Here is a 13,758-nt window from a genome sequence, read left to right as displayed (position 1 = left end):
AGGATCCCTAACGCTTCGAAGGCTTCCGGCTATGGTATCCGCGCAGCGACCGGGTCGAGACCGCCGCGGCGAAGCGCTGCCAGCGGGTCAGGTTGTCGTCGAGGCCGCCGCGCATCTCGCCGACGGCCTTCCAGACGCGATCGGCCTCCGACTTGCCTGCCGGTTCGGGTGCGAACACCGACCGGTCGACGACCCGCGCGAGCACGCCCGCGCGCGAGCTGCCGACGGTGGTCGCCACCTCGGAGCGCGTCGCGGTCGGCACCGGCTCGATGCCGTGGTCGACGACGGCGTCCTGGTACTCCTGCCAGCCGCTCGTCATTCTCTGCGCAGGATCCCGCAGCCGCCGTCGTTTCGCCCGCCGCCGCGCCTTCAGCGCCACGATGGTGAGGAACGGCGCCATCACGATGCCGGCCCCGAGCGCGACCCAGCCGGCGATGCGGCCGACGAGAAGCAGGATCGCCACCCAGGCGGGCTGGTCGGCGGGGTTGTCCTGCTTGCTCTGGGGCTGCGCCTGGTTGTTCTGCGGGTCGGCCTCCTGCTGCGGAGGCTGGATGACCGACTGCGGCCGCGACACCTGGTCGGGGTCGGTCTGCGTGTCTTTGGGGATCGTGCGCGGTTCGGGGTTCGGGTCGAGCGACACCCAGCCGTACTGCGCGGTGTCGACCTCGATGCGCGCCGTGATGTCGCCGCCCGTGAACGTCGTCGTGCCGCCGGTCGACTCGGCCGAGGAGAATCCGAGCACGACTCGAGCCGGGAATCCCAGCTGGTCGGCCATCAGCGCGGCGGCGGCCGCATACTGCTCGGCGTCGCCGAGCATGATCGGGTCGGTGAACAGCTGGGTGAGGCGGTCCGTCCCGTGGCCGGAGCGGCTCACCGGCTCGTCTGCTCCCACGCCGTGGCTCACGTAGCCGTCGCTCCTCAGGCCCTTGAGGGCCGCCTGCAGCCGCGCGCCCTGGCCGCTGACGCCGTCGACGTAGGACTGCAGGCGCGTCTTGAGCGCCTGCGGCACGTTCGTCGGGCTCGGAACCGACGAGCTGCCCGGAGTGAGGCCCTCGAGATCGCCCGTCGACGGCTGCCGCGGGTCGACGGCGGTCAGCCGGTACGACACCCCTCGCCCGATGTCGCCGACCACGGCCGCCGTGCCGGTCGTGTCGTTGAAGAAGAACGAGTCGCGGAGGGTTCCGGCGTCGCTGCCCGAGAAGTCGATCGACTCGAGCTTGCCGACCGTCGGGAGCCAGACGCCGGAGTACCCGTCGACCGTGACGTCGATGGACTGCTGGGTGCCGCTCACCTTCGACTGGTCGAACGACGTCGGCACCCGGGTGAACGTGCCCGATGCCGTCGACACCTGGTCGCTGCCGACGGAGTACTCGACCCCGTCGTACGTGTCGAGAGCGGCGATGCGCAGGAACTGCCCCGACGTCAATCCCGTCACCGTGAGCTGGGGGCGGTCGACCGTCGGCGTCTGCTCGTAGGCGCGGAAGCCGCTGAGCGGGCTCACGTAGTCGCGGGGATCGAACGGCTTCACCACGGCGTCTCGAGCGACCCAGCGTGCGCCCGCCGGTGCGAGCGTCGTGGTGGCCGCCACGGCCGCCGCCGAGGCGATCGCCAGCGTGAGCACCGCTCCCCCGATGGCCCGGCGCGCCACGGCGCTGTTTCCGGTGCGCTGCGACGACACGTTCGCGCCCGGCGTGATCCGCAGCAGGCGCTCGATGGACTGCCGGCGGCGCCGCAGCCGCCACCAGACCACCCAGATGATCGACGCGGCCAAGAGCACGAGCCCGGTGACGAGGGGCAGCAGCGCCTCCGTCGGGCCGAACACGATCCCGGCGATGTAGATGACGACGGGAGGGATCAGAGCCAGCTCGCCGCGACGGCTTCGCAGCGCAGTGGACAGCCCGACGGTCGTGCCGACCAGCACCAGCACGAGCGCCGGCACGAGCAGCGCCTGGTAGCTGCCCACCGGCAGGGTGATCGTGAGCAGCTGCTTCCAGCTCGTCGACACGCCGACGACCAGTTCGCGCAGGCCCTCCAGCGACGGGAGCACTCCGTAGATCGCCTGGTTCGGCACGGCCAGGGCGACTCCGAACAGCGCGAAGGCGATCACGAGCAGCACGAGGAGCCAGAAGCTCGAGAGGCGCAGGAACGTGCCCGCCAACGCGATCGCGGCGCCGAGCGCGAACGCGGCCGCCACCAGCACCACGAACGCGCCGTCGCGGTACACCGGCCAGAAGGTCGACGACGCCACCGCGACGATGACGAAGAACGCGCCGGTCTGCGCGAGCGCGAAGCCGACCCGCACCCGCGGAGTCCTCGAACGGGGTCGGAGGCCCTGACGGGCATCGGCGACGGGAAGCGGTCGGCCCGCGATCGCGCTCATCCGGTCACCGTCTTCGCGAGGGACTGCTGGAGGTCTTCGAGGTAGCCGACCGTCAGGATCGTGAGGTCGGCGACGCGGCGCATGCCGGGCACGGTCTCGGGATCGCACACGATGGCCACAGCCTCGACACCGGCGGGGAACGCCGACGCGGCCGCACGGAGCTGCGTGATTCCCGTCGTGGAGCCGACCACGAGGAAGGCCACGGAGATGCCGGCGACCTGCTCGCCGGTCACCCGCGCGACGTCGGTGATGCCGAGCGCCGACTCGTCGTAGGTAACCAGGGCCAGCTCGTCGAGCAGGCGGACCCGGGTGAGAGTCGCGAGAGCGCGGACCGCCAGCGTCTTGCGCTTGGCGAACTCGGGGGTGCGCTCGGACACGACGACCGAGACCTCGCGCGCGTCGCGGATGGCGCGGACGCCCAGGGAGGCGGCCACGCTCACGCCGAGCTCGAACTCCTCCTCGGTGGCGAAGTCGGCGTTGGCCAGGCTCAGCGCGATCACGATGTGGCTGCGCCGGGTCTCCTCGAACTGGCGGACCATGTACTGGCCCGCGCGGGCGCTCGACTTCCAGTGGATGTGGCGCCGGTCGTCGCCGGGGACGTACTCGCGCAGGGCGTGGAACGAGATGTCGCTCGCCGACAGGTCGCGGGTCGGGTTGCCCTCGAGGTCGCGGATGAGGCCGGTGCTCGTCGAGGGGATTCCGATCGTCCGCGGGTGGACGAAGAGCTCGGTGACGCCCGTCCACTCCAGCTCGCGCCGCACGACGCCGATCGGGTCGCCGCGCACGGTGCGGACGGGGCCGACCGGGATCACGCCGCGCCGGTACGTCGGCACCTGGAAGGCGTCCTCGACGGAGTCGCCTCCGCGCATGCCGGGGAGCGAGATCTCGGCGAGGCCGGGGCCGATCGGGATCTCGACGGTGACCCCCAGCACGCGGCGCCTGGTCGGGTTGGTGATCGTCACGCGGCCAGACGCCTCGTCGCCGACCGACACGCGGCTGTGCGGGAGGTCGAGCGTGACGGTGAAGGCGTTTCGGCCGACCGCGTAGAGGGCGGCGAGACAGAGGAGCACGACCAGCGCGAAGCCGACGGCGACGAGTTCCAGCCACCCCAGGGTGTAGCCGACGATCAGGGCGATCGGGGTCAGCGCGAGGATCACCCAGCCGAGCGGGGTCACCACTCCCGACGCGACAGCCCCCCAGCGGCGGAGCACGGCGGTGATCCGGCGCCAGATGCGGACGAGGAGGATGACGACGTCGGCCGACACGCCCTGGCGGTCGCCGACGATCCGCGTGCGTGCGTTGGTGAGCCCCTGTGTTCCGGTGCCGTAGTGGGCGTCGGTCGCGGACTGACGCGATCGGTCGCGCGTGCTGGAGTGGACCGTCGAACGCGCTTTCGCCGCGGCCGACGGCTGACGCGTGTTCGCGAGCCGGGGTGCGTCGGAAGGCTGACGCGCGTCCGAGCCGTGCGGCCGCGTTCGCTCCGGGGGCTGGACCGTCACTCGGCCTCCCCGTCGGTCGTCCGGCTCGTCGTCACGCAGAGACCCGTTCGGCCGGGGGCGCGATCTCGATGAGGAGCTGGCTGATGATGCTGGTGGGCGTGACGCCGTCGAACTCGGCCTCGGGATCGAGGACGATCCGGTGCGCGAGGACCGGCTCCGCCAGCAGCTTCACGTCGTCCGGGGTCACGTAGTGGCGCCCGGTCGAGGCCGCATACGTCTTCGCGACGCGGACGAGCGCGAGCGCACCGCGGACGCTGACGCCGAGGCGCACCTCGGGTGCGGTCCGGGTGCCCTCCACGATGCGCGCCACGTAGTCGGCGATCACGGGGTCGACGTGCACGGTGCGGGCGAGGCGCGCCATCTCGCTGATGACGCCGGCCTCGACGACCGGCGGCAGCTCGACCTCGTGGACGCGCGTCGCGCTGCCCTCGAGGATCCGGAGCGTCGCGGCGTGGTCGGGGTAGCCGATCGAGGTCTTGAGGAGGAAGCGGTCGAGCTGCGCTTCGGGCAGACGGTAGGTGCCGGCCTGCTCGATGGGGTTCTGAGTCGCGATGACCATGAACGGCGCGCCGACCTCGTGCGAGACGCCGTCGACGGTCACTCGCGACTCCTCCATGACCTCGAGGAGCGCTGACTGCGTCTTCGGGCTGGCGCGGTTGATCTCGTCGGCCAGGACGATGTTCGCGAAGATCGGGCCCGCGTGGAACTCGAACTCGCCGGTCTTCTGGTCGTAGATGCTCACGCCGGTGATGTCGCCGGGGAGCAGGTCGGGCGTGAACTGGATGCGGCTCGACGACGACTGGACAGTCTGCGCGACAGCGCGCGCGAGCGAGGTCTTGCCCGTGCCCGGGAAGTCCTCGAGCAGCAGGTGGCCCTCGCTGAGGAGCGCGGTGAACGAGAGCTTGATCACGAAGGACTTGCCGAGGAGCACCTTGTCGACGTTGGACACCAGGCGCGCGAAGATGTCGGCGAACCAGGTGGCCTGCTCAGGCGTCATGCTCATTGTCTGATGGTCCCATTCGTTGTCGGCGGCGTTGGATCGGGTGCGCGGGCGGTCACGGCGTGTCGCTCGTCCGGTAAGTCTTCTCGTAAGTCTGGCCGCCGTTGGCAGTGACACGGATGTCCAGGGTCGGCAGCAGCAGATCGACGCCCGTGATCTGGCACGAGTTGACCCCGTCGACCGCCGCCGTCCACGTTCCGCCCGAGCACTGGTACTCGAACTGCTCGTAGTCCGGGTTCGACACGACGCTGTAGTTGAACGACCAGGTGCCTTGAGTGCCGTCCGGGTTCTGGTAGTCGAGCCCGGAGACGTTGGTGCTGACCGGCGTGATCGACACCGCATCGGAGGCGGGCCCGCAGAACGAGGTCGTGGCGTCTCGGCAGCCGCGGAACGTGTACGACTGCGCCGTTCCGTAGACCGAGGAGTCGGCCGCGCTCGTGAGCGTGTCGTTCACCGCGACCGAGGTCCAGACGCCGCCTCGCTTGAGCTGGTAGTAGGGCGACGTCCCGCTGGCGACACCCAGGGAGTCGACGTGCACGTCGAAGTTGCCGTTGCTGCTGTTGCTCAGGCTGAGAGTCGCCGTCGCCTGCCCGGGCGCCGTCAGGCTCTGCACCCCGTCGATGCGGGCCGACGAGCAGAAGTAGCCGTTGTCGGCGTAGACGTAGTAGACGTACGAGCGGCCGTCGACGGCGGTCGCGTCGCGGTAGGTCGTGGCCGACTGCGCTCCCCCGATCGCACCCGGCTTCGAGGACGTCGAGCACGCCGGGGTGCCGGCGGGCGTGTTCGCATCGGCTCGGCCGACGGTGTAGCTGATACCCGAGCCGCCGTTCGAGCCGACTCCCGCCCATGCAAGGGCGATGACGCCTGACTTGTCGCTGGACGCGGTGATGCCGGTCACGCTCGACGGGGTGCCGGCCGGCGAGCCGGTCGCCGTGGCGCTCCGCGCCCAGTCGGCGGTGCTCGACACCTGCGCGGAGTTCTTCGCGTACACCTGCACGCTGTACTGCGCGCCCGGCGACAGCCCGGTGATGGTGGTCGACGTGCTGCCGCCCGCGACGTCGACCGAGCCGGGGGCTCCGGATCCTGCGATCTCGACCGTGTAACCCGTGACCGACGTGCCCTTGGCCGGCTTCGGCACGGTGTTCCACGAGACCACGACGGCGCCGGGGGTGACGGTGGAGGGAGAGACCGAGACGCCGGTGGGGGCGGCCGGCACGAAGTCGGCGCTGTACTGGATGCTCTGGGGGCTCGACGCGGAGGCCCCGATGCTGTTGATGGCCTGCACGCTGAAGCGGTAGAGCGCCCCGGGGTCGAGGTCGGTCAGGGTGCAGACGGTCGACGTGCCGCAGTCTTTCGTGTACGACCCGGCCGACGACGTGCCCGTCAGGCGGTACGAGGTGATCGCCGAGTTGTTGGACACCGGGGCCTGATACGTCAGAGTCAGCTGGCCGCCGATGAACGTGCCCGAGCGGATCGGCGCGGCGGGGGCGTCGGGGACGTCCTGGACCGAGATCGTGATGTCGCCGAAGACGTCCCGGTCGGGATCGCCCGTGACGTCGGCGATCTCGTACTGGAGGTGGGCGTTGACCGGCTTCGCCGACTTCGCCACCGTCACGGTCAGCTTGCTGTTGTCGGCGGACGGCTTGACCGCGACGCCGGCCGGGAGCGACGCGCCCTCGAGGCCGCGGATCGCGATCACGCGGAGGGGCTGGCCCGGGAAGGGGTTCGTGGCCTGGTCGTTGGCGAGCACGTCGACAACGGTCGTCGAGCCGCGCCTGGCGACGGCCTCGTCGGACGCCGCTATCGCCAGCGGACGCGTCGAGCCCACGACGGTCAGGCCGATGGTGCCTGATTGCGGAGCCGAGGTGGTGTCGCGCACGGTGAGGCCGATCCTGGCCGTGGTGCCCTTGGTCGCCGACGAGCTCGCCGTGACCGTGAGCTGGGTGCCCGAGAGCCGGACGCTGAACCCCGGCACCGACGACGTCGTGACGGCGTACCTCAGCTCGCCGATGTCGTTCGGGTAGTTGTAGGTCGTCAGGCGCGTGAGATCGAGGGTGCGCGACTCGTTCGGCTCGAGGTCGAGAGCGGACGCCTCGAGCACCGGCGGCTGGTTCTGCCGCGCCGTGACCGTGATGGGGAGCACCAGCGTCGCGGTGTGGCCGTCGGGATCGGTCGCGGAAGAGCCGTCGGTCACCTGGAACGAGATCGACGCCTGGCCGAAGAACCCCTTCTCGGAGGTGAAGACGAGGGTCGTCGCGTTCTGAACGAGGTCGGCACCGTCGGCGTGCGTCGCGCGGACCGTCGAGCTGTCGGTGAGACGGACGCCGTTGCTGCCGGTCGAGATCACGTAGCGGTTGAGGTCGATCGTGAGCGCCTTCTCGCTGACCACGGACAGCGCGGGGGCGGTCTCGTTGATCTGCGGGAGGGCGTCGTCGAAGCCGGGCACTCGGATGAAGGCGTAGGCCTTGATGGACGGGTCGTCGGGGTGCGACACCCAGAACGGGATGATCTGGCTGGTGTCGGTGATCGTGACGCGGATCCGGTGGTTCGCCGTCACCTGGGCCGTGTCGCCGTAGCCCGGCACGAGGCCGAGGCCGAGGGTCGAGACGTTGCCGTCGGCGAAGAAGACGTTCGCGAGCACGTTCACGTCGACGGTCTTGCGGTTGAGCACGTCGGTGAGCGTCAGGACGCTGTCTTGAGCCTCGGGGTAGTTGAGCTCGGAGTTCGGGTCGACCTTGACCGAGATGAAGGTCGAGCTGGTGCCGCCGGAGTCGTTGGCAACCGTGTAGACGAGCCCGTAGGTCTTGGCCGCACGAGGCGGCGTGACCCGGACCACGCCGCCGGCGAGGATCGTCGCCGTCACGTCGGCGTCGTTGGGCTTCACGCCGGTGACGCGGAGGGAGCCGCCGTCGGGGTCGGAGTCGTTCGCGAGGACCCTCACCAGGATGCTGCCGCCGGGGCGCATCGTGACGGAGTCGGCGACGGCGATCGGGTTGCTCGACCCCTGCGCCTTGGGAGCGATGCCGATCCGGATCGTGCCGGTCGCGCGAGCACCGAGCCCGTCGACGACCGTGTAGGTGAAGGTGTCGGTGCCGGCCGAGTAGCTGCCCGCGTCGTAGTCGATGTAGTCGGAGCCGACCGACGCGACATTGCCCTTCTCGGGGTTCGTGTCGACGCCGAGCAGCTGCACGCTGTCGCCGTCGGGGTCGATGTCGTCGAGCGGCACCTGGACCCGGACGCTCTGTCCCGCGACGACCCGGCCGGTCAGGGTCTCGGGCACGGGGGCCGTGTTGGTCGACGCGTCGGACTCGCGGACCGCGATGCTCACCTGAGCGGTCGCCCGCTGACCGTCGGGTCCTTCGATTGCGTACTCGGCGGTGAAGTTGCCCGGCGTCTTGGGCGCCAGGTAGCGGAGCTTGGTGCCCGACACGAACAGCAGCCCGCCGCCGGAGGTGACGTTCTTCACCAGCTTCGGCTCGAGGGCGATGTCCTCGCCGTCGGGCTGCTCGTCGTTCGAAAGCACGTCGATGTCGACCGCCGCTCCGACTCGCGCCGTGACCTGGTCGTTCGTCGCGATCGGGGGCTGGAGGCGGTCGGGCTTCGGGATCTGCACGACGGTCACCGAGCCGGGTGCCGACGCCAGGCCGTTCGAGACCGTGTACGTGAAGGTGACGGGAGCCTCGAGCACCCTGGTCAGGGTGATCCGGAGGTCGCGCTGCTCGAGCGTCTGCACCTGCACCCCGGAGTCGATCGACGGAGTCGCGGTCTTCGTGACCATGAGGACGTTGCCCGCCGGGTCGAAGTCGCTCGCCGTGATATCGACGGTCTGCGTGCTCAGAGTCTGGACGAAGACCGTCTTCGGGATCGTGATCGGCGCGGTGTTCGGCTCGGGCGGATCGACGACGTCGACGCGGATTGTGCCTGTGGCGGTCTTGTCGCCGTCCGTCACCGTGTACTCGAGCAGGTGCGGCCCGCCGACGGACGACGTGAAGGTGAACGTGCCTGCCGAGTAGCTCGGCGTGATCGTCGCGCCCGACTTGGCCGGGACGCTGTTCAGCTTGAGTGAACCGGTGCCGCCCGACGCGTACGGCATCGGGTTGATGGTCGTGACCTTGTCTTTGTCGGTCTCGACCGAGAACGAGCTCGCCGTGAGGGGGACGTCGCCGCCCGCCGAGACCTTGATCGACAGAGTGCCGCGGCCGACCGCCGTGCCGTCGGACATCGACAGCACGATCTCCTGCGTGGACGGGCCCTCGCCCGAGTCCTGGTAGACGACCTCGCCGGTGGGCTTGAACGTGACCGTGCCCCCGGAGGCACCCGACGCTCCGGTCAGGTAGAACGGATCGCCGTCCGGATCGACCCACGATCCCAGCGTGTTCACGGTGACGCGTCCGGACGACGAGACGTCGGCGCTCTCGACCCGCACCTGCTGCGGAGGGCTGTTCGTGCCGAGCTGGTGGACCCCCACGGTGACGTGAGCGGAGTCGGAGCCGCCGCGGCCGTCCGAGATCGAGTAGTCGAAGGTGACCGACCCGGCGGCGGTCGCCGGGAGCGTCAGGAGGATCTGCTGCCGGTTCGCGACGATCTCGACCTTGGCCGAGCTCGGCGACGGCGTCGACACGTCCGTGATGACGATCGGGTCGCCGTTCGGGTCGTAGTCGTTCAGCAGCACCGGCAGGAGAGTCGCCCGTGAGGGCCGGGCGCCGAGCAGGTCGTCTTTGGCGACCGGCGGCTTCTGCTGGACCTCGAGCTTGTCGGGGTCGTCGCTCGGCTTCTGATTCGGATCGGTCGTGTCGGTCTCGTCGTTGATCAGGTCGGACCAGTTGTCGATCAGCTGGCCGCCCCGCTGAACCGCCCACGAGTCGCCGCTGGCCTCGTCGTTGAGCACGACCTTCGATCCGTTGACCGCGAAGGCCAGAGACGCCGACGCCGCCATCGACCTGAGCACGGTGTCGGACCCCGCCGCCGAGGAGCAGTCGTTCCAGCCGGTTCCGTCGGCCCAGGCCGCGTACGTGCAGCCGCCCGCGACGACCGGGCGAGCGGGATCGCCGGCGCGGCCGGTGACGACCTTCGACACGCTGCCGCCGAACGAGACGTCGAGGAGGCCCTCCTCCGACGCCACGGTCACCCCCGATCCGATGTCGGACGACTCCTGCAGCGCCACCGTGCCGGTGACCTCCGGCGACAGGTCGACCGGGTCGCCGTCGATGACCAGCCTGTTCGTGTCGGTGTCGAGCACGGCCCAGTGCGACCCGATCGTGGCTACCTGGTAGGCGTCGCGCTTCGGCAGCCGGAGCTTGGAATGGCTCGACACCCCGAATTCGCTGAGGCTGTCGATGCGCGAGACCTCGGCGCTGTCGGGCGAGTAGGCGATCATCGTGCCCGAGGGCGTCATGCCGGTGACGACCGACGACCCGAGGCTGAGATCGGCCTGCGCCGAGGCGTCGAAGGCCCCGAGCGCCGATACGGGCGTCGACCAGAACTCGCCCGTCTCGCCCGAGACGATCACCGCCGTCCCACCGGCCAGCAGCACTGCCGGCTTGTCGGGTGGCAACGGCACGGTCTGCGACACCTCCGCCGTGGCGGGGTCGACGACGCCGACCGTCGCGTTGCTGCGGTCGACCAGCAGCACGTGCGAGGCGTCCTGCACGACGGAGACATCGGTCCCGCTGCTGCGCACGGCCGAGTTCAGCTCGAGCACGGCGGGGTTCGCGCGGCCGATCGCCGACTTCGACTGGTTCGCCACCCAGACGGTGCCGTCGTTCAGGTCGAGTCGCTGAGCCTGGTACCCGGGACTCGTGAGCCCGATCGTCGCGGCCACCGCCGCGATGGCGATGGTCGCGACCGCGGTCGCCGTGAACGAGCGACGGGAGCGCAGGAACTGCACGAGCCTCTTCACTGCCCCACTCCCGGGGCGGCGCACTTCTGGGCGCTCACCGGCCCTGCCTTGCCGGCGCGCGTGACGGTCACCGTGATGCACACCTGCTGACCGCTCGTGCCGGTGGTCGTGAACGTCGTCGCCGTCTGCGTGCTGCTGTCGGTGCCGGTCGTGACGACGTAGGTGTCTCCGCTGCGGAGGCCGGGGTCGGCCCACTGGAACTCGACGGAGCTGCCGGTCGTCGTGGCGGAGATGTCGCTCACCCGCGGGATGTCGCTCGACGTCGACCGCACCAGGAACAGCACTGCGATGCCGCCGAGCACGATGACGACGACCGACGCCGCTATCAGCGCCCACGCCAGGTACTGGACCTTCTTCGGAGCTCTGGCCGGACGCGTCCCGGTCGATCGAGGGATCGCGTTCGAGTTGCGGACCGCGGGGTCGAGCGTCGCGACGATGCTCGTCGAGGTCGCCGCGGCCGACCGGCGACGACGACGGCGGTTCGGGACGCCGACGGCGGAGCCGTCGGAGCCGCGGATGCGGGTGCGCTCCTCGAGATCCGCGACCGTGGCCAGCGCCCAGTCGTCGACGGCCACCTCGATCGGCGTCTGCGCGACGCCGATCTCGGACTCGACCTGCTGGAACTCGCGGATCAGCTCGAGGATGCTCTCGTGCCGGTTCTCGGGCTTGTGCGACATGGCGCGCGTGAGCGTCGCCTCGAGACCCGCCGGGATGTCGGTGCGCCCGATCGGCTGCAGCTTGCCCTTCTCGATGCGGGCCATGAGGTCGCTCGACGAGTTCGAGCCGCCGAGCACCTCGAACGGGCTGCGGCCGGCGAGCAGGGAGTAGACGGTCGCGCCGAGCGACCAGACCTCGGAGGCGATAGTGCCGGAGGTGTCGTCGCGGAGCACCTCCGGGGCCGACCACGGGATCGACAGACCCACGACCTCGTTCGGCTCGCTCTCGCCCAGCGAGGACGCGATGCCGAAGTCGGACAGCACGGGGTGCCCGTACGCCGTCATGAGGATGTTCGACGGCTTGATGTCGCGGTGCAGGACGCCCTGGCGGTGCGCCGTCTCGATGGCGCTGCCGATCTTGACGGCGATGCGGAGGACGTCGGCGACCGGGATCCGCTCGCGGCGGTAGCGCTCGCTCAGCGACGCGGAGCACAGCTCCATGACGAGGTAGGGGCGGCCGTCGGCCGACACGCTCGCCTGGTAGACGGTGAGGATCGACGGGTGGGCGCTGAGCTGCGCCATCAGGTTGGCCTCGGCCTGGAACATCTGCCGCACCTGGTCGTTCACGACCTCACTGAGCATGACCTTGACGGCCACCTGGCGTCGGGGCATGTTCTGCTCGTACAGGAAGACGTCGGCGAAGCCGCCCGAGCCGAGCACGTGGAGGTGCGAGAAGCCCGGCAGCACAGGGGGCTGCGAAGGAAGGCGCCTGGCCATTTCGCCCCCTTAGAAGCTTGCATGGGAAACGCTTTCGGAGCGCCCCGTCGATTTGCCGATCTTCGCAATTGTAAATGGCCCCCTCGCGCCGACGAGGCGGGGCACGGCGCATCTGTGGATAGTCTCGGCCCCACTTCGGGGGTGGGGAAAATCGACCTCCGCCGTCGTGGGGCGACGGTCCAGCAGCCTAGAGGCGCGGGACCTGGTCGGTCGGAAGAGTCGCGTCGGCCTCGTGAGCGCGCCGCGCGCCGCGCACGTCGACGACCACAGCGGTGACGTTGTCGCGGCCGCCCGCGGCCACGGCTGCTGTCACGAGCGCCTGCGCCGCCGCCTCGGAGGACGCGTTCGCACCGAGGAGCGTCGCGATCGCGCGGGGATTGAGCTCCTTGGTGAGGCCGTCGGAGCAGATGAGCAGTCGGAGGCCCGGTCGTGCCGGAACCCGCCAGTAGTCCGGGCTGGGCTCGGCGCCGAAGCCGATGGCCTTGGTGATGACGTTGCTGTCGGGGTGGCTCTCGGCATCGTCGGGGTGGAGCATGCCCGCCTGGACCATCTCCTGGACGACCGAGTGGTCGACGGTGACCTGGCGCAGCACGTCGGAGTCCAGCATGTAGACACGCGAGTCGCCGACGTTGAAGATCGTGAAGTACGGGGCGTCACCGTCTTTCGTCAGGATCGCCCCGGTCACCGTCGTGCCGACGCCGAGCTCGGTGCCGACGGCCGCCACCTCGATGTCGTCCGTCGCCAGTCGCAGAGCCTTCTCGAGCGAGTCGGTGTCGAAGAAGTCGCCGGATGCCGCGGCGTCGAGGCGCGTCACGACGGCATCGCTCGCCACGTCGCCGGCGCTGTGGCCGCCCATGCCGTCCGCGACCACGAACAGCGGCGACTTCGCGATGAAGCTGTCCTCGTTGTGGGCGCGGCGCTTGCCGACATCGGTGACGCCGGCCCAGTCGAGGAGGACGGAGCCCTCGTCGCCGAGTCGGACGGTGTGTGCGGTCGTCGGACGACCAATCTCTGTCACGGGATGGATTCTTCCTGGGGAATGGAGCGTGTAGTGGGCAGGACCTCGAGTCGGTTCCCGTCGCCGATGTCCACTATGGTGCCCACGAGCACGACGATCGACTCGCCTTGCCGGAGTGCCACGGGAAGCCGGCCCGGAATCGTGACCCTCGTGCCGTTCGTCGACTTCAGGTCGGTCACGACGACGGCCGTGCCCTCCTGACGGATCTCGACGTGCGTCGCCGACACCTCGTTGCGCGGGGACCGGACCGTGACCAGGCGAGGATCGCCCCGTCGCTCGATGCGGTGGGACGAGGGGCGGCGTCCGATGATGAGCACGGCGTCCAGCGTCTCGGTCGACGAGCCGACCAGGATCCGGTGGTAGCGGTTCGACGGATCGGTCGTGGTCACGCCGCCTCCTCGCTCGATCTCCGGCCGTGCCCTGTCGCCCGGTGGGAACACGCTACCAACAGGTCACCCCGTGGTCCTGCGCAGATGCCTCCTCCACAGGCCCCGGGTTCTCCACAGGCGAGGGGCATCCTCGTTCGGCC

Annotated in this window: 7 protein-coding genes; all 7 read right to left on the bottom strand. The window is 70.2% G+C overall.

The window, feature by feature from the left end; genetic code table 11:
• Positions 1-7: 7 nt before the first annotated feature.
• Complete coding sequence (locus tag AC07TY_RS01980) at positions 8-2,380, bottom strand: transglutaminaseTgpA domain-containing protein (protein WP_494784183.1); 2,373 nt, start codon at positions 2,378-2,380, stop codon at positions 8-10.
• A complete protein-coding gene (locus AC07TY_RS01975; protein WP_488626427.1) occupies positions 2,377-3,879 on the bottom strand; it encodes a DUF58 domain-containing protein in 1,503 nt (500 codons plus the stop codon). Before AC07TY_RS01975 ends, AC07TY_RS01980 begins: the two co-directional genes overlap by 4 nt.
• 31 nt (positions 3,880-3,910) lie before the next feature.
• Positions 3,911-4,882, bottom strand: a complete 972-nt coding sequence (locus tag AC07TY_RS01970) for an AAA family ATPase (protein WP_488626428.1) — start codon at positions 4,880-4,882, stop codon at positions 3,911-3,913.
• Positions 4,883-4,934: 52 nt separating this feature from the next.
• Positions 4,935-10,778: an Ig-like domain-containing protein gene (locus AC07TY_RS01965; protein ID WP_488626429.1), complete on the bottom strand. Its 5,844-nt coding sequence runs from the start codon at positions 10,776-10,778 to the stop codon at positions 4,935-4,937.
• Complete coding sequence (locus AC07TY_RS01960) at positions 10,775-12,211, bottom strand: serine/threonine-protein kinase (RefSeq protein WP_488626430.1); 1,437 nt, start codon at positions 12,209-12,211, stop codon at positions 10,775-10,777. Before AC07TY_RS01960 ends, AC07TY_RS01965 begins: the two co-directional genes overlap by 4 nt.
• Positions 12,212-12,398: 187 nt before the next feature.
• A complete protein-coding gene (locus AC07TY_RS01955; RefSeq protein ID WP_123504817.1) occupies positions 12,399-13,229 on the bottom strand; it encodes a PP2C family protein-serine/threonine phosphatase in 831 nt (276 codons plus the stop codon).
• Positions 13,226-13,618, bottom strand: coding sequence for an FHA domain-containing protein (locus tag AC07TY_RS01950; protein ID WP_494784182.1), 393 nt, complete (start codon positions 13,616-13,618; stop codon positions 13,226-13,228). The genes AC07TY_RS01955 and AC07TY_RS01950 overlap by 4 nt, the downstream gene beginning before the upstream one ends.
• Between the last annotated feature and the right edge of the window lie 140 nt (positions 13,619-13,758).

This window comes from Frondihabitans sp. GW821-FHT04F02 (assembly GCF_059420045.1).
The sequence above is the reverse complement of the archived record's forward strand: the minus strand, read 5'-3'. Positions and strand labels throughout refer to the sequence as shown.